General features: G+C 68.8%; 25 protein-coding genes. 15 read left to right on the top strand and 10 right to left on the bottom strand.

Annotated elements, in window-relative coordinates; all coding sequences use genetic code 11:
- The first annotated feature begins 63 nt into the window (after nt 1-63).
- From R3I40_RS06205 to R3I40_RS06175, 7 genes are all read left to right on the top strand, one after another.
- Nucleotides 64-564, top strand: coding sequence for a PH domain-containing protein (locus R3I40_RS06205; RefSeq protein ID WP_285262183.1), 501 nt, complete (start codon nt 64-66; stop codon nt 562-564).
- Nucleotides 564-2,171, top strand: a complete 1,608-nt coding sequence (locus tag R3I40_RS06200; protein WP_285262184.1) for a PH domain-containing protein — start codon at nt 564-566, stop codon at nt 2,169-2,171. The genes R3I40_RS06205 and R3I40_RS06200 overlap by 1 nt, the downstream gene beginning before the upstream one ends.
- Entirely contained in the window at nt 2,168-3,076 is a 909-nt protein-coding gene (locus tag R3I40_RS06195) for a Rossmann-like and DUF2520 domain-containing protein (RefSeq protein ID WP_285262185.1), read from the top strand. Before R3I40_RS06200 ends, R3I40_RS06195 begins: the two co-directional genes overlap by 4 nt.
- Nucleotides 3,073-3,909, top strand: coding sequence for a pantoate--beta-alanine ligase (gene panC, locus R3I40_RS06190; RefSeq protein WP_239374252.1), 837 nt, complete (start codon nt 3,073-3,075; stop codon nt 3,907-3,909). The genes R3I40_RS06195 and panC overlap by 4 nt, the downstream gene beginning before the upstream one ends.
- A 96-nt stretch (nt 3,910-4,005) precedes the next feature.
- Nucleotides 4,006-5,511, top strand: a complete 1,506-nt coding sequence (lysS, locus tag R3I40_RS06185; protein ID WP_285262186.1) for a lysine--tRNA ligase — start codon at nt 4,006-4,008, stop codon at nt 5,509-5,511.
- Between the two features lie 2 nt (nt 5,512-5,513).
- Nucleotides 5,514-5,711 (top strand): hypothetical protein, encoded by a 198-nt coding sequence (locus R3I40_RS06180; RefSeq protein WP_239374256.1) that lies wholly within the window; start codon nt 5,514-5,516, stop codon nt 5,709-5,711.
- A gap of 120 nt (nt 5,712-5,831) precedes the next feature.
- A complete protein-coding gene (locus tag R3I40_RS06175) occupies nt 5,832-6,158 on the top strand; it encodes a histone-like nucleoid-structuring protein Lsr2 (protein ID WP_239374258.1) in 327 nt (108 codons plus the stop codon).
- 42 nt (nt 6,159-6,200) lie between these two features.
- Here R3I40_RS06175 and R3I40_RS06170 read toward each other — a convergent pair whose 3' ends face one another.
- Genes R3I40_RS06170 through R3I40_RS06150 form a run of 5 tightly spaced genes read right to left on the bottom strand, consistent with a single transcriptional unit; the run spans nt 6,201 to nt 11,649 of the window.
- Nucleotides 6,201-7,112, bottom strand: coding sequence for an aldose epimerase family protein (locus R3I40_RS06170; protein ID WP_285262187.1), 912 nt, complete (start codon nt 7,110-7,112; stop codon nt 6,201-6,203).
- Nucleotides 7,109-7,795, bottom strand: coding sequence for a LutC/YkgG family protein (locus tag R3I40_RS06165; protein WP_239374263.1), 687 nt, complete (start codon nt 7,793-7,795; stop codon nt 7,109-7,111). Before R3I40_RS06165 ends, R3I40_RS06170 begins: the two co-directional genes overlap by 4 nt.
- A complete protein-coding gene (locus R3I40_RS06160) occupies nt 7,792-9,318 on the bottom strand; it encodes a LutB/LldF family L-lactate oxidation iron-sulfur protein (protein WP_239374266.1) in 1,527 nt (508 codons plus the stop codon). The genes R3I40_RS06165 and R3I40_RS06160 overlap by 4 nt, the downstream gene beginning before the upstream one ends.
- Nucleotides 9,315-10,100: a (Fe-S)-binding protein gene (locus R3I40_RS06155; protein ID WP_239374269.1), complete on the bottom strand. Its 786-nt coding sequence runs from the start codon at nt 10,098-10,100 to the stop codon at nt 9,315-9,317. The genes R3I40_RS06160 and R3I40_RS06155 overlap by 4 nt, the downstream gene beginning before the upstream one ends.
- A 55-nt stretch (nt 10,101-10,155) precedes the next feature.
- A complete protein-coding gene (locus tag R3I40_RS06150) occupies nt 10,156-11,649 on the bottom strand; it encodes a malate:quinone oxidoreductase (RefSeq protein ID WP_259923410.1) in 1,494 nt (497 codons plus the stop codon).
- A 172-nt stretch (nt 11,650-11,821) separates the two neighbouring features.
- On the opposite strand from R3I40_RS06150, the gene R3I40_RS06145 reads away from it, so the two are divergent.
- Both R3I40_RS06145 and R3I40_RS06140 read left to right on the top strand, forming a co-directional pair.
- Entirely contained in the window at nt 11,822-14,338 is a 2,517-nt protein-coding gene (locus tag R3I40_RS06145; protein ID WP_183374857.1) for an ATP-dependent Clp protease ATP-binding subunit, read from the top strand.
- Between the two features lie 73 nt (nt 14,339-14,411).
- On the top strand, nt 14,412-15,068 hold the full coding sequence (locus R3I40_RS06140) for a DedA family protein (protein ID WP_239374273.1): 657 nt from the start codon (nt 14,412-14,414) through the stop codon (nt 15,066-15,068).
- Here R3I40_RS06140 and R3I40_RS06135 read toward each other — a convergent pair.
- The 4 genes from R3I40_RS06135 to R3I40_RS06120 form a co-directional block, all read right to left on the bottom strand.
- On the bottom strand, nt 14,980-15,945 hold the full coding sequence (locus R3I40_RS06135) for an iron-sulfur binding domain-containing protein (protein WP_285262188.1): 966 nt from the start codon (nt 15,943-15,945) through the stop codon (nt 14,980-14,982). The two genes, R3I40_RS06140 and R3I40_RS06135, sit on opposite strands and share 89 nt — an antisense overlap.
- A 125-nt stretch (nt 15,946-16,070) precedes the next feature.
- Complete coding sequence (gene mscL, locus R3I40_RS06130) at nt 16,071-16,505, bottom strand: large conductance mechanosensitive channel protein MscL (protein WP_239374275.1); 435 nt, start codon at nt 16,503-16,505, stop codon at nt 16,071-16,073.
- Nucleotides 16,506-16,566: 61 nt separating this feature from the next.
- Nucleotides 16,567-17,106 (bottom strand): hypothetical protein, encoded by a 540-nt coding sequence (locus R3I40_RS06125; RefSeq protein WP_239374277.1) that lies wholly within the window; start codon nt 17,104-17,106, stop codon nt 16,567-16,569.
- Between the two features lie 115 nt (nt 17,107-17,221).
- Nucleotides 17,222-17,860 carry a 5-formyltetrahydrofolate cyclo-ligase gene (locus R3I40_RS06120; RefSeq protein ID WP_183374854.1) on the bottom strand — a complete coding sequence of 213 codons (639 nt, stop codon included), beginning with the start codon at nt 17,858-17,860 and terminating at the stop codon, nt 17,222-17,224.
- A 34-nt stretch (nt 17,861-17,894) separates the two neighbouring features.
- Between R3I40_RS06120 and R3I40_RS06115 the strand changes: the two genes are divergently transcribed.
- The 6 genes from R3I40_RS06115 to R3I40_RS06090 all read left to right on the top strand — a co-directional run bounded on the left by R3I40_RS06115 (nt 17,895) and on the right by R3I40_RS06090 (nt 23,553).
- Nucleotides 17,895-18,491: a GNAT family N-acetyltransferase gene (locus R3I40_RS06115; protein ID WP_183374852.1), complete on the top strand. Its 597-nt coding sequence runs from the start codon at nt 17,895-17,897 to the stop codon at nt 18,489-18,491.
- Nucleotides 18,492-18,558: 67 nt separating this feature from the next.
- The gene (locus R3I40_RS06110) at nt 18,559-19,422 is read left to right on the top strand and encodes a hypothetical protein (protein ID WP_239376121.1); all 864 of its coding nucleotides are present in this window, start codon (nt 18,559-18,561) and stop codon (nt 19,420-19,422) included.
- Nucleotides 19,423-19,493: 71 nt separating this feature from the next.
- Entirely contained in the window at nt 19,494-20,708 is a 1,215-nt protein-coding gene (locus tag R3I40_RS06105; RefSeq protein ID WP_285262189.1) for an alanine racemase, read from the top strand.
- 20 nt (nt 20,709-20,728) lie between these two features.
- Nucleotides 20,729-22,057 carry an FAD-linked oxidoreductase, L-gulonolactone oxidase family gene (locus R3I40_RS06100; RefSeq protein ID WP_285262190.1) on the top strand — a complete coding sequence of 443 codons (1,329 nt, stop codon included), beginning with the start codon at nt 20,729-20,731 and terminating at the stop codon, nt 22,055-22,057.
- 34 nt (nt 22,058-22,091) lie between these two features.
- Nucleotides 22,092-22,955, top strand: a complete 864-nt coding sequence (locus R3I40_RS06095) for an inositol monophosphatase family protein (RefSeq protein ID WP_285262191.1) — start codon at nt 22,092-22,094, stop codon at nt 22,953-22,955.
- Between the two features lie 13 nt (nt 22,956-22,968).
- The gene (locus R3I40_RS06090; protein ID WP_239376127.1) at nt 22,969-23,553 is read left to right on the top strand and encodes a magnetosome magnetite crystal formation protein family; all 585 of its coding nucleotides are present in this window, start codon (nt 22,969-22,971) and stop codon (nt 23,551-23,553) included.
- Nucleotides 23,554-23,676: 123 nt separating this feature from the next.
- Here R3I40_RS06090 and glpK read toward each other — a convergent pair whose 3' ends face one another.
- The gene (glpK, locus tag R3I40_RS06085; RefSeq protein ID WP_259924196.1) at nt 23,677-25,206 is read right to left on the bottom strand and encodes a glycerol kinase GlpK; all 1,530 of its coding nucleotides are present in this window, start codon (nt 25,204-25,206) and stop codon (nt 23,677-23,679) included.
- Nucleotides 25,207-25,220: the final 14 nt, after the last annotated feature.

Below are 25,220 nucleotides of genomic sequence, written 5' to 3'. Positions count from 1 at the left end.
CGTCGGCACTCTCTTCGACCATCGGAGGAGGGGAGCCGCCGTCAGCGGTGACATGATGGCCGCATGACCCGCTCCGCGATCCCCCTCCCGGGCGAGGACCACACCCTCACGCCCGTGTCCCCGAAGCTCCTCGCCGCCCGCCGCGTCTCCGGCCTCATCTGGTGGCTGATCGTCCTCGCTCCCGCCGCAGGCTGGAACGTCCTGTGCGCCTGGCTCGAGTGGCCCTGGTGGACCCACCTGTTCGCGCTTCCGCTCTACCTGCTGGTGGCGCAGTCCGTTCTGCTGCTCGGTCGACGCACCCGCGCCATCGCCTACGCGGTCCGCGAGCACGACGTTCTGCTGCGCACCGGCATCATGTTCCGCAGCATCGAGGCGGTGCCGTTCGGACGCGTGCAGGACATCGAGATCGACGAGGGACCCATCGAGCGCCGCTACGGCCTGTCCACCATCACGGTGAAGACCGCCGGAAGCGACATCACCATCCCCGGCCTGGAGAAGGCGCAGTCCGAGCATCTGCGCGCGGTGATCCTGCGCGAAGCCGCCGAGCAGATGGCGGCGCTGTGATGGCCGAGGAAACCGCCCCGGACACTCCGGAGCAGCTCGCCGAGCAGCGCCAGGACCCGCCGGACACCGAGTTCCAGCGCCTGCACCCGCTCACCCCGCTGCTGACGGGCTGGCAGGTGGTGGCCGGCGCCATCGCGATCCTCACCGCACAGAACATCAGCGAGCTGATCGACGAGTTCACCCTCACCCGCCTGCTGATCGCCCTCGGCATCCTCGCGTGCATCGTTCTGCTGTTCGTCGCCGGGTCGTTCATCAGGTGGCGCCTCACCGCCTACGCTGTGGTGCCCGACGGGGTCTTCCTGCGGTCCCGGTTCATCACCACCACGCGCCGCACCGCGCCCCGCGGACGCATCGACTCCGTCTCCATCCACCGGCCGCTGGTTCCGCGCCTGCTGGGTCTGGCGAAGGTGCGGGTGGAGCTCGTCGGCGGCGGCGATTCCCACCTGGACCTCACCTACCTCTCCTCCGCCCGCGCGGAGGAGGTGCGCCGACGGATCCTGCAGATCGCGGCTTCGTCCTCCGACGACGCCGATGCCGAGTCGGCGCCGGAGCTGCCGGGCACCGATCCCGAGGAGCAGGAGCAGGCCAGCACCGCGGACCGGATCCGCGGCACCCTGCTCGACGGCGTCACCACCGGCACCCTGCTCGCGCAGATCCCCACCCAGCGGCTCCTGCACGCACTGATGCGCGACCCGTTCATGTGGTTCGTGCCGATTCTCACCGTGCTGGTCGCCATCGGCCCCATCACGGCGATGGTCCTCGACGGATTCAGCATGCGCGCGCTGATCCCGGTTCTCACCGCGGTCATCGCCGGACCGAAGCTGATCCTCGACCGCATCGAAAAGGGCTGGGGCTTCACCTCCCGCTCCACCGACGCCGGCCTGCGCGCCCGGCGCGGCCTGTTCACCACCCGCTCCGACAACCTCTCCGCTGACCGGATCCAGACCGCCACCCTGCGCCAGCCCCTCCTGTGGCGGGACCCCGCCTGGGTGCAGATGGATGTGGCCACCGCCGGAGCGGAGGACGACGACGAGAACGGCGCGATCCTTCCCGTCGGCACCGGCGATGAACTGGTGCGCAGCATCGACCACATGCTGGCACCCGTCGGCCTCCCCATTCCCCCTGAAGCATGGGGCGCAGGCGGCCCCGGCCCGGAGGATGTCGCTGCGGATGCTGCTGCCGAGACCTCCGCCGAGGACGACGTCGCCATGCTCACCCGCATGCTGCGCGTCCCAGCCGCCGAGCTGCCCGGCATCCGCCCCGACCATTGGCTGTTCCCGCTCGGACGCCGGTTCACCAGCGTCATGCTGACGCCCCATGCTGTGCTGGTGCGCAGCGGAACCCTCGTCAAGCGGATCCGCATCATCCCCCGGGACCGGATCCAGACGGTCGAAGCCCTCGAGGGCCCCATCGACCGCCGCATCGGGCTCCTGCCGCTCAGGGTCACCACTGCCGACGACTCCGAGGTGCTCACCCTGCCGACCGCTGACGCCCTGCGGCTCCTGCCCGTCCTGCACAACGATGCGGCGACGAGGCGTCGTCTCGCTCACCGCGAGCAGTGGGCGCGTCCCCGCCGGTCCGGTGCGCGCGCTACCGTGGAGGCGTGAGCACACCAGGACACCGCATGGGCGTCGGCATCATCAGCGCCGGTCGGGTCGGCGCCGTCGTCGGCTCCGCGCTGCGCGCCGCCGGTCACGCCATCACCGGGGTCGCCGCCGTCAGCGACGCCTCCCGGCAGCGCGCCGACGACCTGCTGCCCGGCATCCCCATCCTCGATGCGCCCACCATCCTGGAACGAAGCGAACTGGTGGTCCTCGCGGTGCCCGACGACGCCCTCGCCGACCTCGCCGAAGGACTCGCGACCGCCGGGGTCGTTCCCGGCGGTCAGATCATCGCCCACACTTCCGGCCGCTACGGCATCGAGGTGCTGAAGCCCCTGCAGGAGAAGGGCGCGATCACGCTGGCCCTTCACCCCGCGATGACGTTCACCGGGATGTCCCTCGACCTCAAGCGCCTCATCGGCTGCCCCTGGGCCGTCACCGCCGCCCCCATGTTCCTGCCGATCGCCAAAGCGCTCGTCGTCGAGATGGAGGGCGAACCCGTGGAGATCGGTGAAGCGGACCGCGGTGCCTACCACATGGCCCTCGCCCACGGCTCCAACCACCTCGTCGTCCTGGTCAACCAGGTGCTGTCCATCCTGGACGAGCTCGGGGTGGAGGACCCCGCCCGTCTCGTCTCCCCGCTGCTGCACGCCGCACTCGAGGAGACCCTCCGCACCGGCCCCGCCGCCCTCACCGGGCCCGTCATGCGCGGAGACGCCGGCACCGTCGGCGAGCACCTCGACGCCATCCGAGAGATGCGCCGCCCGGAGGTGGACCGCACTTACCGGGCCCTCGCCGCCGGCGCGCTCGCCCTCACCGACCTGGACGAGCCGAAGAAGCGCACCATCGCCCGGCTGCTCGCCGACACCGACCCCGCCACGGGAACAGACACCACGGAGGACCCCGAGTGACCCGCCTGATCACCACCATCGCCGAGATGCGCGACATCCGCGCCTCCCTCACCGGCCGGGTGGGCCTCGTGCCCACCATGGGCTCCCTGCACGACGGGCACCTCACCCTGATGCGCCGCGCCCGCGAGCAGTCCGACGTCCTCATCGTCTCCGACTTCGTCAATCCCCTGCAGTTCGGTCCGAACGAGGACTACGACCGCTACCCCCGCGACCTCGACGGCGACCTCGCGAAGGTCGACGGCCTCGCCGACTACCTCTTCGCCCCCAGCGCCGAGGAGATGTACCCCGCCGAGGAGCCGTTCCAGGTGGACGTGGGGCGCATCGGCACCGTCTTCGAAGGCGCCATGCGCCCGGGGCACTTCAACGGCGTCGCCACCGTGGTGCTGAAGCTGTTCATCATCATCCGGCCCGACATCGCCGTGTTCGGGCAGAAGGACGCGCAGCAGCTCGCCGTCATCCGCCGCCTCGTCCGGGACTTCAACGTTCCCGTCGACATCATCCCCGCCCCCATCTCCCGGGAGGGCTCCGGCCTCGCCCGCTCCTCCCGCAACGCCTACCTCGACGAGGACGGACGCTGGCACGCGCTGGCTCTGTCCGGCCTGCTGAAGGATCTGAGCGGCCGACGGATGCCGGCCCCCGAGCTGCTGCACGCTCTCGAACAGGCGCGCGCCACCAGCAGCACTGACGTCCAGTGGGACTACGCCGAAGCGGTCGACCCCGCCACCTTCGAGCCGATCGACTCGTCCTTCACCGGGGACGCGGTCGTGATCGTCGCGGCGCGGGTGCAGGGCGTGCGCCTGCTCGACAACGCTGAGATCACCGTCGGCACCTGACCACTCGGTGCGCGGCGGGTGAAGGTGCGCACACTCACCGTGCCGCGTCGCTCACCCCTGCATGGGTCCGCTCGGGGAAGCTGAGACAATGACCCCATGACGACTGACCAGAACGCCCCCCAGGCAGAAGCAGAGAGCACCAACGACCAGATCAGTGTGCGCCGCGCCAAGCGGCAGCGACTCCTGGACCGCGGGGAGGAGGCGTACCCCGTCTCCGTGCCGGTCAAGGACACCATCGAGGACGTGCGGGCGACGTACGCCGACCTCGAGGACGGCGAGGAGACCGACACGGTCGTCGCCGTCGCCGGCCGAGTCGTCTTCCAGCGCAACACCGGCAAGCTGTGCTTCGCCACCATCCAGGCCGGTTCCGGCGAACGCCTGCAGGTGATGCTGTCCCTCGCGAAGGTGGGTCAGGAGCGCTTCGCCCAGTACAAGGCCGATGTGGACCTCGGCGACCACGTGTTCTTCGAAGGCCCGATCGGGAAGTCCCGTCGCGGCGAGCTGTCCGTGTTCGCCACCGAATGGACCATGGCCGCCAAGGCGATGCGGCCCCTGCCGGTGCTGTTCGCCGACCTCTCCGAGGAGTCGCGGGTGCGCCGCCGCTACGTGGACCTGATCGTCCGCGAGCAGGCTCGGGCCACCGCGAAGCTGCGCGCCGATGTCATGTGGTCGCTGCGCAACAACTTCCACAACCGCGGCTACATGGAGGTGGAGACCCCCATGCTGCAGGCCGTTCCATCGGGCGCCGCCGCCCGCCCATTCGTGACGCATATGAATGCCTACGACATGGAACTGTTCCTGCGGATCGCACCCGAACTGTTCCTCAAGCGCGCAGTCGTCGGCGGAATGGAGAAGGTCTTCGAGATCAACCGCAACTTCCGCAATGAGGGCGCCGATTCCACTCACGCCCCGGAATTCTCCATGCTCGAGGCCTACCAGGCCTATGCCGACTACAACACGATGGCGGACCTGACGCAGAATCTCGTGCAGCAGGCCGCTCTGGACGCTTTCGGCTCCACCACCGTCACCCTGGCCGATGGCACCGAATACGACTTCGGTGGTGAATGGAAGCGCATCGGCATGTACGAAACGGTCAGCGAAAGGCTGGGTCGGGACATCACCCCGTCCACGACTGTCGATGAGCTGCGCGCGATCGCCCGCGAGCTCGACCTGGATCTCGACCACCCGAAGTACGGCCACGGCAAACTGGTGGAGGAGCTGTTCGAGCACCTCGCCGAGGACGACCTGTATGAGCCGACCTTCGTGATGGACTTCCCGACGGAGACCTCGCCCCTGACTCGTGCGCACCGCTCGAAGGACGGCGTGGTGGAGAAGTGGGACCTGTATGTGCGCGGCTTCGAGCTCGCCACCGCCTACTCCGAGCTGATCGACCCGGTGGTGCAGCGTGAGCGCTTCGAGCAGCAGGCCCGCCTGGCGGCTCAGGGCGACGATGAGGCGATGCGCCTGGACGAGGACTTCCTCGAGGCGATGGAGTACGCGCTGCCGCCCACCGGCGGCATGGGCATGGGCATGGACCGACTGCTGATGGCGCTCACCGGCCTGGGTGTGCGTGAGACGATCCTGTTCCCGCTGGTGAAGTGACGATGGACATCTGGTTCGAGCTCGGGGCCCTGGTGCCGTCGATCGGTGTGGGCCTGCTGTTCTGGTTCGTGCTGCGGTCGATCGTCCGCGCGGACCGCGGTCAGCGCGCCGCGGAGCGGGAAGCGGAACGCGAATGGGAGCTCCATCACGGTTCACCCGATTCGTCGTCTCAGAGCCCGGCGCCTGAAGGGCGAGAATAGACCGCATCCGAATAGATCGCCATTCATTCAGCGAATTGTTCACCTCTATTCTTGATATTCACTAGGTGAGGGAATAGCCTGGGGGCGTTAGACGATCCCCTGCGCAAAGGAATGACGACTGTGGCACGTAAGACGATTGTGGAGCTCATCGATGACATCGACGGCTCCAAGGCAGTGGACACCATCAACTTCTCGCTTCAGGGCGTGAACTACGAAATCGATCTGTCCGAGGAGAACGTGGACAAGCTCCACCGCGAATTCGGACTGTGGATCGCGTCGGCGCGTCGCGTCGGCGGGCGTGCACGCCGGTCCTCCGGTGCACCGACCACCGCGAAGGAGACCGCGAAGATCCGCGAGTGGGCCCGCGAGAACGGCTACCGCGTGTCCGACCGCGGCCGCATCGCCGCTGAGATCCGCGAGGCCTACCACGCGGCCAACGGCAGCTGATCTGACGTCGGCGACGGCGGCGAGTGCCGTCGGCCCGCCGCATCACCAGCCGTCGATCGTCCATTCGTGCAGGACAGTGTCTCCCGCATCGATCGCGATCACGTCGGTGCCGGTCGCGAACGCGTTCGGCGGGCACGTCATCGGTTCCACCGCCACGGCGGTGCCGGAGGTGTACACCTGCACCCAGGGCAGGCGCGAGTGATCGAAGGCGATCGCCGCGCCGGTGCCGGCAGGGGAGTGGACAGCGACCCGGCCCCCGGTGAGGTCCGTGAACGCATGGTCGAGGGCAGTGTCGGCGAGCGCCAGGGCGCCGTCCGCCGCTTCGGCGCCGAACAGCGCCGAAGCGGGCAGGAGCTCGGCGGGCAGCTTGCGGTCATCCACAGCGAGCACGCGGCGCGCCGGCAGGTCCAGGGACCAGCAGGCGGCATCATCCGTTCCGGCGACGAGGTACGGGTGGGGGCACACCCCGTAGGGGGCAGGTGCGCCGCCCCCGAGGGAGACGTCGATGTGGTGCGCCGTTACGCGGGTGGTCAGACCCTGCTCCTCGTGGAGGATGTGCTCGACGTCGATGCTGAGCGGGAACGGGTAGCCGGGGCTCGGCACCAGGTCCAGGTGAAGCGCTGCTCGATCCGCCGCTCGCTCCCGTACGGTGAAGGCGGTGAAGCAGGTCAGGCCGTGCAGGGCGGTGTGGGTGGATGCTTCGGTGACGGGCACGTGGTGGTCGGCGCCGTGCCACGTGTAGTCCCCGTCGGCCAGCCGGTTCGGCCAGGGCGCCACCAGCGCTCCGCGGTACTCCGCGTTGGGAGCATCCACCGGGGCTGGGAGGATGAGGTCGCGGCCGGCGAGGGTGAGCGACTGGACGGCGGCGCCGACGGCGGCGATGCGGGCGCGGTAGTCACCGGCGGCCAGGTCGATCAGCTCACCGGTGAACGGGGTGGAAGCAGTGCCGGTCATGAGGCGTCCTGGTCGCCCTGCGCGGGCGGGGCGATCAGCACCACGTCGAGACGGCGCGGTCCGTGCACGCCGTCCACGCGCTCCAGTTCGATGTCGCTGGTGGCGCTGGGGCCGGAGATCCAGGTCCACGCGGCCGACGGGTCATCCTCACGCATCCGCTGCACGCACGCCGGCACACCCACGACCGTGTCCTCGGGCCGGACCACGACGATGTGATGATCCGGGATGAGGGAGATGATGCGGCGGCCGCCGATGCCGTCGTCCTTCAGCGCAAGAGTGCCGGTCATGGCGATGGCGGTGTGGCAGCCGGTGATGACGGCGTCCACATCATCGAGGGAGCGGGCGTCCAACGAGCCGTGGTCCGCCACCAGCTGCGCCTGCGCGGACGGCAGCCACGCCTCCGGCAGGTCAGGGGCGTGCACGGCGACGGCGCCCTCATCGAGCAGCTCGGCGATGGTGTCGGCGACATCGGCCTCCTCCACCATCTGCACGCCCGCCCCGTACTCGGTGAGGGTCTTCGTCAGCGCGGCGAGGACCTTGTCGATGCCGGTGGTGGTCTCCGCCTTCGCGTCGGGGCCCTGGTAGTCGCGGGGGACGTCCTCGATCGCGGTGATCGGATTCGGTCGGGGCTGGTCCAGAGCGGTGCGCAGGCGCTGCAGGATCTCGGTCTTCGCGTCGCTCACTTCTGCTCCTTGTTCGAGGCGTCGGCGCTGCGCCGAGCCTTCTCCCTCTTCGTATACCAGGACCGGAACGACTCGCGGGGAACGGGCAGGTCGCGGAACTGCGTCCAGTCACCGATCATCGGCAGCGGCAGGTTTGAGAAGTTGCCGCGGGGCTTCGCGCGGCCGATGAGGGCGGAGGCGCGGACAACGGCGTCGTAGGTGCCGGGGCTGCTCATCAGCTTCGACGCCCCGGCCATCGCCGCATCCCACTGGTTGCGCTTGGCGCCGGCCTCGGCGCGCTCGTCGACATCGCGGGAGCGCAGGTGCACGAGGATCTCAGGAATGTTGATCTTCACGGGGCACACGTCGTAGCAGGCGCCGCAGAGCGAGGATGCGTACGGCAGGGTGGCGTTCGGATTGTCCTCGCCCTCCATCCCGGTCATCTGGGGTGAGAGGATCGCGCCGATGGGGCCGGGGTAGGTGGAGCCGTAGGCGTGTCCGCCGGCGCGTTCGTACACGGGGCAGGCGTTCAGGCAGGCGGAGCATCGGATGCAGTGCAGAGCGGACCGCCCGTGCGGGTCGGACAGGACCGCGGAGCGGCCGTTGTCCAGCAGTACGATGTGCAGATTCTCGGGCCCGTCGGCCGCCCGCGTGCCGGTGAACATCGTGGTGTACGGGTTCATCCGCTCACCGGTGGAGGACCGCGGCAGGAGCTGCAGGAACACTTCGAGGTCCTGGAAGGTGGGGATGAGCTTCTCTATGCCCATCACCGCGATCAGCGTGGACGGCAGGGTCAGGCACATGCGGCCGTTGCCCTCGGACTCGACAATGCTCAGGGTGCCGGTCTCGGCGACCGCGAAGTTCGCGCCGCAGATGGCTGTGTCCATGTCGAGGAACTGCTCGCGCAGGAAACGGCGCGCCGCCGCGGTCAGCTCCTGCGGGTCGTCGCCGAGATCAGCGGGCGCGCCCGGGAGATGGTCGCGGAACAGCTGCTGGATCTGCCGACGGTTGCGGTGGATCGCCGGCACGACGATGTGGCTGGGCGTGTCCCCGGCGAGCTGCACGATCAGTTCGGCGAGGTCCGTCTCCACGGCGGTGATGCCGGCATCGGCGAGGGCCTCGTTCAGGCGGATCTCCTGCGTGGCCATCGACTTCACCTTCAGCACCTTCTCACTGCCCGCGTCGCGGACGAGGGAGGTGACGATGCGGTTCGCCTCGTCGGCGTCGCGCGCCCAGTGGACCGTGCCGCCGGCGGCGGTGAACGCCTCCTCGAACTGCTCCAGCAGCTCCGGGAGGTGGTCGGTGACGTGCCATTTCAGGGCACTGCCGGCGCTGCGCAGCTGCTGGAAGTCCCGCAGTTCGCGCACTGCCTTGGCGCGCTTGGTGCGGATGCCTCCGGCGGCGTGCGCGAGGTTGGCGCGCAGCTGATCGTCCTGCAGTTCGCCCTTCGCGGCGTCGCGGAACCCGTCGGCCCCCATCAGCGCCGACGAGGCGGAGGCGTACGGTGGGCGCACCCGGGGCATTCCGAGGTTCACGGTGGTCATGAGGCCCTCCCCAGAAGAGTCGACGACGGCACGAACGGGTTCTCCTTCGTGCTGTTGAGGATCTGCGCCAGATGGATCGGCCGTGGCCGCTGCCCCTGCCGGGCGAGCTTGCCGCCGATGTTCATCAGGCAGGAGGCGTCACCGGCGACCACGAAGTCGGCGCCGGACTTCACCACGTTGTTCGCCTTGTCGGTGACCATCGCGTTGGACGTCTCCGCGTTCTTCACCGAGAAGGTGCCGCCGAAGCCGCAGCAGGTGTCGGACTCCGGCAGGTTCACCACGGTGATGCCCTCGACGGCGCGCAGCAGTCGCAGGGGGCGCGGACCGACCTTCAGGAAGCGCATCGAATGGCAGGTGGGGTGGTAGGTGACGGTGTGGGGGAAGTACGCGCCCACGTCGGTCACCTTCAGCACGTCCACGAGCAGTTCGGACAGTTCGTATGTCTTCGCGCTGACGCGGCCGGCGCGCTCCTCGAGGTCGGCATCACCGGCGCGGCGGGCCACCAGGGCGTGCTGGTCGCGGACGGCGCCGGCGCAGGAGCCCGACGGCATCACGATCGCGTCCACGTCCTCCAGCTGCGGTTCGAAAACGTCCACGAACTGCCGGACCACGGGCGCGGCCTCGCGGAAGTAGCCGGTGTTGGTGTGCATCTGTCCGCAGCAGGTCTGCCGCTTGTCGAACACGACCTCGTGGCCGAGCCGCTCCAGCAGCTCGACGGTGGAGCGGGCCACATCGGGGGCCATCACGTCCGCCAGGCAGGTGGCCATCAGTGCGATTCTCATCGATCCTCCTCGACGGGGGTGCGGACGCTGGGCGCCGCGGGGGTCGGCGTGGGGGTCACCGGTTGAGGCCGAGGACCTCGGCGGTGCGGTCCAGGGAGGCCGTCGCGGCCGACGGGTCCTGGCTCAGCGGCTTCCGCCAGCTCGGCACCATGGCGCGGACCTTCGGCTCCCAGGTGCTGGAGCGCTGCGGGAACACGGCTTCGAGCATGCGGAGCATGATCTCCACCGAGGTGGACGCGCCGGGGGATGCGCCGAGCATGCCGCCCATGGAGCCGTCAGCGGTGGTGATCAGCTGAGTGCCGAACTGCAGCACGCCGAGCCGGTCCTTGTCGGGGGCGATCACCTGGACGCGCTGACCGGCGGTGATCAGCTCCCAGTCGTCCGCGTTGGCGCTCGGCATGAACTCCTGGAGGGAGGCGACGCGCTGTTTGAAGGTCTTGGTCAGCTCGCCCACCAGGTACGTCATCAGGTCGAGGTTCGGCGGGGCGACGGCCAGCATCTGGCCGATGTTCGAGGGCTTCACCGACCGCAGCAGGTCCGTGTTGGACCCGGTCTTGAGGAACTTCGGCGACCAGCCGGCGTAGGGGCCGAACATCAGCTCGCGGCGGCCGTTGATGTACCGGGTGTCCAGGTGCGGCACGCTCATCGGCGGGGCGCCGACGGCGGCCTTGCCGTACACCTTGGCGCTGTGGTCGGCGACGATGTCCGGGTTCGTGCAGCGCAGCCATTCACCGGAGATCGGGAAGCCGCCGAACCCGCGGATCTCATCGATCCCGGCGTCCTGCATCAGCGGCAGGGCATTGCCGCCGGCGCCGACGAACACGAACGGAGCACGCACCACAGAGACATCGCCGTCCGTGCCACGGGACATCACACCCCAGTCGCGGCCCATGCGGCGCAGAGAGGTGACGGTGCGGCCCGTGCGCACCTCGGTGCCCTGCTTCGACGCGGCATCGAAGAGGATGCGGGTGAGCTCGCCGAAGTTGACGTCGGTGCCGTCCAGCGAACGGGTCGCGGCGATCGATTCGGTCTCCGGGCGCCCCCGGGTGATCAGCGGCGCCCACTCGGACAGTTCCGCGTGACTGGTGGTGTACTCCATGTCGCGGAACAGGGGGTTCTGGGAGAGGGCCTCGTGGCGACGGCGCAGGTAGTCGGCGTTCTCCAGGCCGCGCACGAAGCTGATGTGCGGAACCGAGTGGATGAACGCGGACGGATCGGCGATGCTGCCGGTCTCCACCAGGTGCGACCAGAACTGCCGCGACAGCTGGAACTGCTCGTTGATGCTGATGGCCTTCTTCGGACTGACGGACCCGTCGACGTCCTGCGGAGTGTAGTTCAGTTCGCACAGAGCGGAGTGGCCGGTGCCGGCGTTGTTCCAGCCATCCGATGCCTCCTGGCCCACCTTCGGCAGCTTCTCCAGCACCACGATCCGCCAGTCGGGTTCCAGTTCGGTCAGCAGCGCCGCCAGGGTGGCGCTGGCGATTCCGCCGCCGATCAGCACCGCATCAGCTGTGCTCGCGTTCACTGTTCTCGACGACCGAGTCGGCATCAGACTTCCCTTCACAAGATCGCGTGTCCGTCCCCGATCCTATCGACCGATTGCGTCCGCCGCAGGCAGGTGAGCCGGTCCCGAACCGTTTCACCCTGTGGCGAACAGGAGCGCGTTCCCAGGGGCATCCCGCATAGGCTCGTACCATCTGACGACCAGACTGAGGAGAAGCATGTTCGAACGTTTCACCGACCGTGCCCGTCGCGTCATCGTCCTCGCCCAGGATGAGGCCCGGCTGCTCAACCACAACTACATCGGCACCGAGCACATCCTTCTCGGTCTGATCCACGAGGCCGAGGGCGTCGGCGCCAAGGCCCTGGAGGCGCTCGGCGTCACTCTGGAGGGCGTGCGCGAGCAGGTCCGCGAGATCATCACCGAGGGCTCGCAGGCACCGACCGGGCACATCCCCTTCACTCCGCGCGCGAAGAAGGTGCTGGAGCTGTCGCTGCGCGAAGCGCTGCAGCTCGGGCACGGCTACATCGGCACCGAGCACATCCTGCTCGGCCTGCTGCGCGAGGGCGACGGCGTCGCCGTCAAGGTCCTGACCCGCCTGGGTGCGGAGCCGTCGGCAGTGCGCCAGGAGGTCATCCAGCGCCTGTCCGGCTACCAGGGCAAGGAGACCGTCAACGCCGGCGGCGGCCAGCAGGAGGGCCAGCCCTCCGGTTCGCTCGTGCTCGATCAGTTCGGCCGCAACCTCACGCAGGCTGCGCGCGACAACCAGCTCGACCCGGTGATCGGCCGCGACAAGGAGGCCGAGCGCGTCATGCAGGTGCTCAGCCGCCGCACGAAGAACAACCCGGTCCTCATCGGCGAGCCGGGCGTCGGCAAGAGCGCCGTTGTGGAGGGCCTCGCCCAGGCCATCGTCCGCGGCGACGTGCCCGAGACGCTCAAGGACAAGCAGCTGTACACCCTCGACCTCGGGTCCCTCGTGGCCGGCTCCCGCTACCGCGGTGACTTCGAGGAGCGCCTGAAGAAGGTGCTGAAGGAGATCCGCACCCGCGGCGACATCATCCTGTTCATCGACGAGATCCACACCCTCGTCGGTGCCGGCGCCGCCGAAGGCGCGATCGACGCCGCCAACATCCTCAAGCCGATGCTGGCGCGCGGCGAACTGCAGACCATCGGCGCCACCACCATCGAGGAGTACCGCAAGCACATCGAGAAGGACGCCGCGCTGGAGCGCCGCTTCCAGCCGATCCAGGTGGACGAGCCGTCGATCGCCCACACCGTGGAGATCCTCAAGGGTCTGCGCGACCGCTACGAGGCGCACCACAAGGTGACCATCACCGATGACGCCCTCGTCTCCGCGGCGAACCTTGCCGCCCGGTACATCAACGACCGCTTCCTGCCGGACAAGGCGATCGACCTGATTGATGAGGCCGGCGCGCGCCTGCGCATCCGCCGCCTCACCGTGCCGCCGGAGCTGAAGGCCTACGAATCGAAGATCGAGGAGTCCCGCAAGGCGAAGGAAGCGGCGATCGACTCCCAGGACTTCGAGAAGGCCGCCAGCCTCCGCGATGAGGAGCAGCGCCTCACCGAGGAGCGCAAGGAGAAGGAGAAGGCCTGGCGCGAAGGCGAGAACGACACCGTCTCCGTGGTGACCGAGGACGTCATCGCAGAGGTGCTCGCCGCCTCCACCGGCATCCCAATCATGAAGCTGAACGAGGAGGAGTCCACGCGCCTGCTGCGCATGGAGGACGAACTGCACAAGCGCGTCATCGGCCAGAACGAGGCCGTGCGGGCCCTGTCGCAGTCGATCCGCCGCACCCGCGCCGGCCTCAAGGACCCTAAGCGCCCCGGTGGTTCGTTCATCTTCGCCGGCCCCACGGGTGTCGGCAAGACCGAGCTGGCGAAGGCTCTGGCCGAGTTCCTGTTCGGTGATGAGGAAGCGCTCATCCAGCTCGACATGTCCGAGTTCGGGGAGAAGCACACCTCCTCGCGTCTGTTCGGCTCCCCGCCGGGATACGTCGGCTACGACGAGGGCGGTCAGCTCACCGAGAAGGTGCGCCGCAAGCCGTTCAGCGTGGTCCTGTTCGACGAGGTGGAGAAGGCCCACGCCGACATCTTCAACTCGCTGCTGCAGATCCTCGAGGACGGCCGTCTGACCGACTCGCAGGGCCGCATGGTGGACTTCAAGAACACCGTCATCATCATGACCACCAACCTGGGCACGAAGGACATCGCCAAGGGCGTCTCCATCGGCTTCCAGGCCGGCGGTGACCTCTCCACCGACTACGAGCGGATGAAGGGCAAGGTGCACGAGGAGCTCAAGCAGCACTTCCGCCCCGAGTTCCTCAACCGCGTGGACGACATCGTGGTGTTCCCGCAGCTCGGCCTCGAGGAGATCAAGCAGATCGTGGACCTCATGATCCACAGGCTCGACGACCGCCTCGAAGAGCGCGACATGACGGTGGAGCTCACCGAGCCCGCCAAGCAGCTGCTCGCCGAGAAGGGGTACGACCCGGTCCTCGGTGCCCGGCCGCTGCGCCGCACCATCCAGCGCGACATCGAGGACACCCTCTCCGAGCACATCCTGTTCGGTCGTGTCCACGCCGGCGACGAGATCCTCATCGATGCGCGCGGTGAGGGACCGCTCGGCGAATTCGTGTTCTCCCGCCGGGGCAAGGACGGCACGGTGACCGAACTGGACACCGAGGTGACCGTCGAGAGCCTCAGCGAGAACAGCTGACCTGACAGCGCAGGCGCCCCGTCCGGTTCCGCCGGGCGGGGCGCTGTCGATCCGTGACCGGAGAGCACCGCCCATGACCGCCTGGATGCATCAGCTGGAGGTGTGGATCGCCGGCGTCGCCGACGCCTGGTGGATCCACCTGGTGATGTTCGCGTGCGCGTTCGTGGACGCGTTCTTCCCCACGGTGCCCAGCGAATCCGTGCTCGTCACCCTCGCCTCCCTGTGGTCCTCGGGCGGCACGCCCACTCTGTGGCTGCTCGTCCCGGCAGCCTGGGTCGGCGCGTTCCTCGGAGACAACCTCACGTTCCTCATCGGCCGACGGGTGCCGCTGCACCGCCTGCGGTTCCTTCAGCGCCCGAAGATGCAGGCCGGAATGGAGGCTGCTGAAGCGGGGCTGGAGAGCCACGGGTTCCTGTGGATCATGACCGCCCGCTACATCCCGTTCGGCCGCACAGCCGTCAACCTCTCCGCCGGCGCACTCGGCTACGAGCACCGCAGGTTCCTCAGCCGGTCCCTCGTGGCAACGTTCTGCTGGGCGACCTACGGCGCCGCGGTCGGGGCGATCGCAGGGCAGTGGTTCACCAGCCACCGGCTGATCGGGGTGATCGTCTCGCTGGCGGTGGCGGTGGTGCTGTCGCTGATCATCGAACGGCTCGCGGCGGCGGTCCGAGCGCGATCGCTGCGTCACCGGCGGAGCCCGTCGGCACCCGGTGGACGAGACGATCAGTGAGCAGTGACTGCAGGATGCGCGCAAAGCGGGCGTCATCCGTCGCAGCGGCTCGTTGCAGATCCGCTTCCGAAGCGGCCGCACCCGTCGCCTGGCGCAGGTGCTTCATAACGCGGCCGCGCAGCTGACGGTCCGTGCCGGCGAACTTCTGCACGGGGGAGCGGCGCACCTCGGGAACCCGTCGGCCCTCGACGTTCCAGGTGCAGTGCGCAGCGAGCGGGCAGTCGTCGCAGCGTGGGGACCGGGCGGTGCAGATCAGCGCGCCGAGCTCCATGATGCCTTCGTTCCAGATGACACTGTCGCCCGCGCTCGCCGGCAGCAGCGAATCCGCGAGGGAGCGCTCCGCCGCAGTCGACGACGGCCGCTGGTCGAACTCACCGGAGATGACGCGCCCGATCACGCGCCGGATGTTCGTGTCGAGCACGCGGATCCGCTGACCGAATGCGAAGGACGCGACTGCAGCGGCGGTGTACTCTCCGATGCCGGGCAGGGCGCGCAGGAGCTCCGGGTCGCCGGGGACACGGCCGTTGTGCCGATCTGTGATCGCCTGCGCGCACTCCTGCAGGCGCAGCGCTCGGCGCGGGTAGCCGAGCGAGCCCCATGCCCGCAGAACATCCGCCGGATCGGCGGTGGCGAGGTCGGCGGGGGTGGGCCAGGTCTCCATCCACTCCACCCATGCAGGGGCGACGCGGCCCACCGGGGTCTGCTGGCTCATCACTTCGCTGACGAGCACGCCCCACGGGGAGACCGACGGGCGCCGCCATGGAAGATCGCGACGATGCTCATCGAACCAGTCGGCGATGAGGCGGAACAGGTCGCGTCGCGGCAACGATGCCACTGGTTCTCTCGTGCGGTGGGAGTCGGCGGGGGAGGAGGTCACGACGGCCACTGTACCGGCGCGGACAGCGACGAAGCGGGACCCTCCAGAAGAGGATCCCGCTTCGTGTGCGGTGGGGTCGGTCGCGGCTCAGGCTCGCGAACGCTGACCGAATCGACCGGATGCGATCACTCGTTGACGCGCGGGGTGCCGGTCTGCGGGTGGCGCTGGTCGCCGGCGAGCAGGTCGCGGATCTCGGTGAGCAGAGCGATGTCCTCAGCGACCGGGTCCTCCTCGACGGCCGGCAGGCCCTTGCGGACGCGGGCCATCTGGCGAGCCTTCGTCATCGGGGCGACGAACACGAAGTACACCACGGCGGCGGTGATGAGGAACGTGATCACCGCGGACAGCAGCATGCCGATGTTGATCTGAGTCGCCGGGTTGTCCTGAATGATGCGCGGACCGAAGCCGGCGATGCCGCCGGTGTTGAACACGGAGAGGATCGGGGTGATCACGTAGGTGACGAATGCGCCGACGAGAGCGGTGAAAGCAGAGCCGATGACGACGCCGACGGCGAGGTCGATGACGTTGCCCTGCATGATGAAGTCGCGGAAGCCCTTCATGAGTGTTCCTTTCGAGGAGGGGACGGAACGACCGCAGTGGGCCGATCTTCAGGAAGAGAACCTACCCGATCACCGCGATTGTTGCAGTACCTCTATCCGCGCACTGTGCCGCGGACGACACCGCATCTGCGGGGATGTCGACCAGTACTGCGGGAGTGCGCGGACTTATTGATCCGGCTGTGATCTCCGTTTCTTCCGGCAGCGCTGCACCCGCGGAGTGCACACGAGCCTCAATGGCGGGCGCTGTCGGTTCGGGGCCGCCCGGACACACGAGGGTGATCGCGGTGCCGGGTGTGAGGAGTGTCAGCAGGGCGTCATCGCGCAGCTGCACGGCGATCACCGCCCGGCCCTCAGCGGGTCTGTGCGACCCGTCCGTCCCGGGTGCTGAGCGTGCATCGGATCCCGATTCGTCCCCATGCCCTGTCCCGCCCGATGCCCCCGCCTCAGCGGCATGCGCTGTGCCGGGGCTGAGGCTGCGCGCCGCCGCCTGCACCCCCTGGGCGAGGATCGCCGTGACCAGGAGCAGGAGGAGGATGCGTCGATGTCGGCGCAGACTACGACGTGCAGCGGGCAGGCGATCGGTCACACGTGAGAACAGCATGCGCTGATGCTACGAAGGGGCCTCGATGCGCCACGAGGGGCCCGCAGGGACTGGGGATGACTGGAAGTGTGGGCAGCCCGTGGCCGCTCCGCCGCCCCGGTGCACTGGGGGGGAGTCAGGCGTCGTCGGTGAGCACCGCGATGCCGTCCGCTGTTGCAGCGAACCGGATCGGGTAGTCGTGCTCGTCGCGCGGCAGCGTTCCCGCCGGCAGAAGCTCCGACGGGTTCACCGCAGTCACCACGAACGACTCCGTGGACCGGTGCTGAAGAGCGCGGTCGTAGTAGCCCTTGCCGTGGCCGATGCGGGTGCCCGAACGGTCGACCGCCACCGCCGGCGTGATGATCAGATCCGCCGTGGCGAGGCCCTCCACACCGTGGTCCTCACCGGTCGGTTCCGTTCCGAACTTCGCCCCTTCTGATGCCTCCAGTTCGCTGACGCCGTCCCACTCCCTCCAGGTCAGCACATCGCCGTGGTACACCGGCAGCAGGACGGTCGAACCGCCGGTTGCGAGGGTGCGCAGCAGCGCCATGGGATTCGCCTCCGTCGGCAGCGCGCTGTAGCCCGCAACCACGAGGGGGCGCTCGAGGTCACCCAGATGGGAGTCGATGAAGCCCTCCAGGTGGGCGACGAGCGCTTCGGACTCATCACGGTGCCGCTGCGCGCCCTCCGGTGTCGAATAGGCGGAGCGGCGGGCGGCGAGGATCTCTTTGCGCAGCGCCTTCTTGCGGGCGGTGAGGTCGTCGATGTTGCTCATGTCGCCATCCTGGCACGAAGATCAAGGGGTGACCATGAGAGAACCGGGCGGACCTGCCGCCCAGTCCCCGGCCGACGCAGGCGCGCCGCGGCACGAACCGCGGGTCGAGCTTCGGCCCCTGCGCCGCCGCGACCGTCGAGCATTCATCCGTCTGCGGGACCAGAACTGGGAATGGCTCCGCCCCTGGGAGGCCGTGGATCCGTCGGCTGATGCCCCCGCCTCCTCCGCCGCAGTGTTCCGCTCCCTGCGCCGCAGCGACCGGCTCGGTTCCACCGCAACCCTCGCTGTTGAGGTGGAAGGGCGCCTGACCGGCCTGGTCATGATCGGCCCCATGATGTGGGGCGCGGTCAGCACCGCCCCCATCGGCTATTGGATCGAGGAGAGCGCCGCCGGGTGCGGAGTGATGACGCGGGCACTGCGCCTCGCCCTGGACTACTGCTTCGAAGACCTCGCCCTGCACCGCGTCACCGCCCAGATCCAGCCCTCCAACACCGCATCCCTGCGGGTGGCGCACAAGGTCGGGCTGCGCCGTGAGGGCCTGCTGACCGGGTCGATGCACGTCAACGGCGCCTGGCGCGACCACCTGCTGCTCGCCGTGACCGCGGAGGAGCACCGTCCGCTGAATCCGTGAGCGGATTCCATGGGGAGGCCGCGCGTGTCTGACCGGGAAATGACATCGCTGTCATTACCCTGGAACAGTGAACGAATTCAATCTTGGTGCGGTGCTCCTCGTCCTCCTGCTGCTCATGTGGCTGGGATACGCTGTGCCGCGCATCTCCCGTCGCCGAGAACTGCTCGGTCAGGCGCAGGAGATGAACCAGGAGAGGTTCACCCACACCGCACGCGACCTCACTGGCGGCGTGCGGGCCCGGCAACGATCAGCAAAGGCTTCCCCCATGGCTCACCGCTCCCAGCTGCTCCGTCCCAGCACTCCGATCGATCGCCCGCGCTTCGAGGTTGAGGGCGCAGGCCGTGATCTCGGCGCCGAGGTCATCGCGCCCGTGGAGAACCGTCACCGGCTGCTGACCGCGATCCTGCTGGTCCTGCTGGTCGGAGCACTGGCGCTCACCGGCACCGCTATCGCCGGGCTCACCAGCTGGTGGCTCGCAGCGGGTGTCGCATGGCTCGCCGTCATGTTCGCAACTGCGCTGCGCCTGACCCGAACACGCCGCCAGCGCCGCGCAGTGCGTCCGGCACGCGTCCAGGAGTCGGCACCCGTCGGCCAGGCGGCCGCCGCGGAAGCCGACGATGCCGGCAGCGGAGCCGGTTCCACCGCGACCGCCGCACAGGCTGAGACCGCGCAGCCGGCTCGCAGCGCCGTGATGGGTCCCGCAGAGCGACACGAACTGTTCCTGCGCGAGATCATCGGCACCGATGCTCGTGAGCAGTCCCAGACCTACCGCTACGGCACCCTGTCCTCCGCCACCGCCCCGCTCGAGTACGCACGCCTCGAGGAGATCGAAGCGGTCGAAGCCGAGACCGCGGATGCGGAGGCCGCCGCCGGAATGACCATCGCCGAGGGCCTTACACTGGATGAGGTGCTCGAGCGTCGCCGCGCCTGAGCCCGCTGGCCCGAGGATGCGCCGGGCTGAGCGCGTCAGACAGCCGCCTCCTGAGGAAAGGGCCGTGCACCGTGGCACATCTTCGCAGCGACCGCCCCCTGCCGTTCGATGAGCTGGACGCCGTCCTCCGGCAGGCCGGGCTCACCCACCGCCCCGTCGGCGTCGTCGACCTCGACGCCTTCGAGGACAACATCGCCGCCATGCGCCGCCGCACCGGCGGCCTCCCCATCCGAGTCGCCACTAAGTCCCTCCGAGTCCGCTCCCTCATCAGCACGGCGGAAGCAGCCGAGGGCTACTCCGGCCTGCTGTGCTTCACCCTGGACGAAGCACTGTGGCTGCACAGTCGGGGCCACCAGGACATCGTGGTCGCCTATCCCACCGCGGACACCGCAGCGATCCAGCGCCTCGCTCAGCACGACAGCGCCCGCGCCGCCATCACCCTCATGGTGGATTCGAGGCCGCACCTCGACCTGATCGAAACCGCCATCGGCGCCGCCTCGAGCAGCACCGCCCCGATCCGCGTGGCGATCGACATGGACGTCGCCTACCAGCCTCTGAAGGGCCTCCACATCGGAGCCCTGCGGTCCCCGCTGCGCACACCCGAGGACATGCTGGGCCTCGCCCGAGAGATCAGCCGCCGCCCCGCCCTTCGCCTGGTCGGCATCATGGCGTATGAGGGCCAGATCGCCGGGGTCGGCAACCTCGGGCCCCGCCGGGCCGTAGTCCGCCTGATGCAGCGCGCCTCCAGCCAGGAGATCCTGCACCGCCGCGGCGCCGCTGTCCGCGCCGTCGCAGGCGAGTTCGACCTCGAATTCGTCAACGGCGGCGGAACCGGCTCCATCGAGACCACGTCCCAGGACCCCGTGATCACCGAGATCGGAGCCGGGTCCGGGCTGCTGGCATCCGCCCTCTTCGACGAATACAGTGCGTTCACCCCGCGGCCGGCCCTGTTCTTCGGCTTCACCGTTGTGCGCCGACCAGCGCCGAAGGTCGCCACCATCACCGGCGGCGGGATCATCGCCAGCGGTGTCCCCGGGCCGGACAGGCTTCCGCGCGTGGTGCACCCAGCGGGCCTGCGGTTCAGCCGTCAGGAGGGCGCCGGCGAAGTGCAGAGCCCAGTGGTCGGAGAAGCGGCAGAGCACCTGCGGGTCGGGGATACAGTATGGCTCAGGTGCGCGAAGGCGGGGGAGCCCGCGGAGCGCTTCTCGCAGTATGCACTGGTGCGCGGCACGGAAGTGGTGGACGTGGTCCCCACCTACCGCGGTGAGCATCAGCTGTTCCTCTGATCCGAAAGGACGGTCCGCCGATGACCCCACTGCCGCTCGCTGACAAGCGCACCCTCACCTCGAACTGGTCCGGCAGCGTGGACTTCTCAGCGGCCGACGTCGAGCACCCCGGCACCGAGAGTGCGGTCATCCACCACATCGCCCGCGCCACCGCCCACGGCCACAGCCTGCGCCCCATCGGCGCCGGCCATTCCTTCTCACCGCTGTGCGAGACCGACGGAACCCTCCTCACCCTCGACAACCACCGCGGCCTGGTCAAAGTCGACCGCGCCACCGGTGACGCCACCTTCCGCGCCGGCACCCGCCTGATGGAGATCGGTCCCGCGCTCGCGCGCCACGGCCGCGGCATGATCAACATGGGCGATGTGGACGCGCAGTCCATCGCCGGCGCCATCTCGACCGGCACCCATGGCATGGGCCACCAGATGCAGGGCCTCGCCGCCACCGTGACGGGCCTGCGGATCGCGCTCGCCAGCGGTGACGTGGTGTGGGCGGACAAGGACACCAACCCGCGCCTGTTCGAAGCGGCCCGTCTCAGCCTGGGGGTCATCGGCATCATCCTGGAGGTTCGGATGGCGACCGCACCCGCTTTCCGGCTGGAGAGCAGGGACGAGAACCTCCCGGTCGACGACGCCGTCGCCGGATTCCTCCAGTCCAGCACGGAGGCCGACCACCAGGAGATCTTCTGGTTCCCCGGCTCGACCCGCGCCACGCTGCACACCATGCACCGACGGGAGGCCGGCGCCCGTCGGTCCCGCCCCAACCGGGTCTCCAGCTTCGTGAGCCGTGAACTGCTCGCCAACGGCGTGTGGGAGATCATGTGCCGCGCCGGCACCCGGTCACCCCGGGTTGCACCCGCCCTCGCCGATGTCGCCTCACGGTTCTTCCCGGGCGCCGCCGTCACCGACGACTCCCACACCGTGTTCACCGCCCCGCGCCGCGTCCGCTTCCACGAAGCGGAGTACGCGATCGCCGCGGAGGCGTTCCCGGAGGCGTTCGGCAAGGTCCGCGCCCGCATCCACCGGGAGTTCCGGGACGTTCTGTTCCCGCTGGAGATCCGCCGCGCCGCCGCGGACGATGTCTGGATGTCCACGTGCTACGACCGAGACACCATCTACATCGCCGCGCACACCTACCACCGGCGCGACGGCTACGCCTTCCAGCAGGCGGTGCAGGAGGAGCTGATGGAGTTCGACCCGCGTCCGCACTGGGGGAAGATGCACTGGCTGGACGCCGACTACTTCGCCCGCGTCTACCCGCGCTTCGATGACTTCCGCACGGTCCGTGCCGAAGTGGACCCGAAGGGAATCTTCCTCAACGACCACACCCGCACCGTCCTGGACGTCTGAGGGCGCGCCGACGGGTGCCTGAGAGGATGGATGCATGACTTCAGCATCCGTCCCCACCATCACCTCACTCGTCGACGCGGCGCGCGCCGCCGCCAGCGCAGCGGCCGACTACCAGCGCGGCCTGGACCGCTCGGCTATCGACCGTGAATACAAGCTCAACGCACACGACATCGTCACTGAGCATGACAAGCGCTCCGAACAGATCATCGTCGACGCGCTCAGCGCCGCTGTGCCCGATGCCCGCATCCTCGGTGAGGAGAGCGGCCACCACGGCGGTGACGGCCCGGTGGCGTTCATCGTGGATCCGATCGACGGCACGTCGAACTTCGCCGCCGGCCTGCCGCTGTTCTGCGTGTCCATCGGCATCGAGATCGATGGAGCCCTCGTCGGCGGGGTGATCAACGCCCCGATCCTCCACCAGGAGTTCTTCTCCGATGACACCGGGGCGTACCTCAACGGTGAGAGGCTGGGCCCGCACACGATGAAACCGCAGCAGGATGCGCTGGTGCTGTCCTCGTTCCCCGGCAACCGCGACTTCAGCGACCACCCCGACATCGCCCTCGACCTGGCGGGTGCGCTGCGCAGCGACACCAGCGCGCTGCGCAGCCTCGGCACCGCGGCCCTGGAGCTCGCCTATGTGGCGGCGGGCTGGGCGGACGCGGCGATGCTGCTGAGCATCAAGCCGTGGGACGTGGCCGCGGGCTTCCACCTGGTGGAGCAGGCGGGCGGGTCGGTCCGGGCCTGGTCCGGCGAACCCGGCGTCGAGTCAGACGGAGGTATGACCCCGCTGCACATGCGCCCTGCCTACGTCGCATGTGCGGGGCAGGACCGCCTGCCTACGCTGGACCTGATCGCTGAGCGCGTGCATTCGCACCGCGCCGGCGCCTCACCCAACTGACCAGGAGGTTGCCATGAGCAGCGCCATCCCACCGCACAACCCCAACAGTCCCAATCCCTCGCAGCCCGACGAGTACGGCTACGGCCAGCAGGGCCCGCACGCACAGAACTCAAACGAACAGCACGCAGGCCACGGCCAGCAGCCGCATGCTCAGCAGGCTCCCTATGCTCATCAGCAGCCGTCGGCCGCGCAAGGGGCGCAGGCGCCGCTGTCCGACTCCGATGCCCGTCTCTGGGCGATCCTCGCGCACCTGTCGATGCTGATCGGCAGCCTCGCGTCGGTCGGCTACCTCGGCTGGCTGGGTCCGCTGGTGATCCTGCTGGTGTTCGGCAGCCGCAGTCCGTTCGTGCGGCAGGCCGCCGCCGGCGCCCTCAACTTCGCCATCACCATCTTCATCGCGCAGGTGGTCCTCGGCATCATCGCCGCCATCGGCTGGATCCTCGTGTGGGTCCTGGTCGGCCTCATCCCGCTGGCAATCGCCGGCCTCGGCCTGCTGATCGTATGGGTGGTCTCGATCATCGTTCCGATCCTCGCCGCGGTCACGGCGAACAGGGGCGAGGCCTACCGCTACCCGCTGACCTGGCACATCATCTCGTGAACGTGTGAACCGCGCACGGCGCAGAACGAAGGGGGCGGGGCCGAGGAGACATCTCCTCGGCCCCGCCCCTTCCTGTGCCCCCACGACCGCGCCGGTCGTCGGCCCCAGCGTGGGGAGCGGAACTCACTCGGTGAGCGCGTCCGTGTCGTCGTCCACCCAGTCGAAGGTGCGCTCCACAGCCTTGCGCCACACGCGCATGGAGCGCTCGCGGGTCTCCTCGTCCATGGCGGGCTCCCAGCGGGTGTCCTCGGACCAGTTGTCGATGACGTCCTGCTCTGACTTCCAGAAACCGACCGCGAGGCCGGCGGCGTAGGCGGCGCCGAGGGCGGTGGTCTCCACGACCTTCGGCCGGACCACATCCACGTCCAGAAGGTCCGCCTGGAACTGCATGAGGGTCTCGTTGACGGTCATGCCGCCGTCGACCTTCAGCTCCTTCAGCGGCACGTCCGCATCCTGGTTCATCGCCTCGACCAGTTCCGCGGACTGGAACGCGGTGGACTCCAGGACTGCACGGGCGATGTGGTTCCTGTTGACGAAGCGGGTCAGGCCGACGATCGCGCCGCGGGCGTCGTCGCGCCAGTACGGGGCGAACAGGCCGGAGAAGGCCGGCACCACGTACACGCCGCCGTTGTTGTCGACCTTCTTCGCGAGGGTCTCCACCTCGGGGGCGTCCTTGATGAGGCCGAGGTTGTCGCGCACCCACTGCACGAGGGAGCCGGTGACGGCGACCGAGCCTTCGAGGGCGTAGACCGGCTTGTTGTCGCCGAGCTGGTACAGCACGGTGGTCAGCAGGCCGTTTTCGGAGTGGACGATCTCCTCGCCGGTGTTCATCAGCAGGAAGTTGCCGGTGCCGTAGGTGTTCTTCGCCTGGCCGACCTCGAAGCACGCCTGGCCGAAGGTGGCGGCCTGCTGGTCGCCGAGGATACCGGCGAACTTGGCGCCGATCAGCAGGGAGTTCTTCGACCCCTCGCCGTAGACCTCGGAGGAGGAGCGGATCTCCGGCAGCATCGACATCGGAATGCCCATGTCCTTGCAGATCGACTCCTCCCAGTCGAGGGTCTTCAGGTTCATGAGCATGGTGCGCGAGGCGTTCGTGACATCGGTGATGTGCAGGCCGTCCTTGGTGCCGCCGGTGAGGTTCCACAGCACCCAGGTGTCGGTGGTACCGAACATGAGGTCGCCGGCTTCGGCCTTCTCACGGGCTCCCTCGACGTTGTCGAGGATCCACTTCACCTTCGGGCCGGAGAAGTAGGTGGCCAGCGGCAGGCCGACGATGTCCTTGTACTTCTCCGGGTCTCCGCCGCCGAGGTCCTCCACGATCTTCTTGGTGCGGGTGTCCTGCCAGACGATGGCGTTGTAGACCGGTTTGCCGGTGGTGCGGTCCCACACCACAGCGGTCTCGCGCTGGTTGGTGATGCCGACCGCGGCGATCTGGTGGCGGTTGATGTCGGCGCGGGACAGGGCCGTGCCGATGACTTCGCGAACGTTCTTGATGATCTCCACCGGGTCGTGCTCGACCCAGCCGGACTTCGGGAAGATCTGCTCGTGCTCCATCTGGCCGACCGAGACGATCTCGCCGGCGTGGTTGAAGATGATCGCGCGCGAGGACGTGGTGCCCTGGTCGATCGAGAGGATGAACTTCTCCTGGGACATGATGGTCTCCTTCA

This window comes from Helcobacillus massiliensis (assembly GCF_033106145.1).
Classification (GTDB): Bacteria; Actinomycetota; Actinomycetes; order Actinomycetales; family Dermabacteraceae; genus Helcobacillus; species Helcobacillus massiliensis.
The sequence above is the reverse complement of the archived record's forward strand: the minus strand, read 5'-3'. Positions and strand labels throughout refer to the sequence as shown.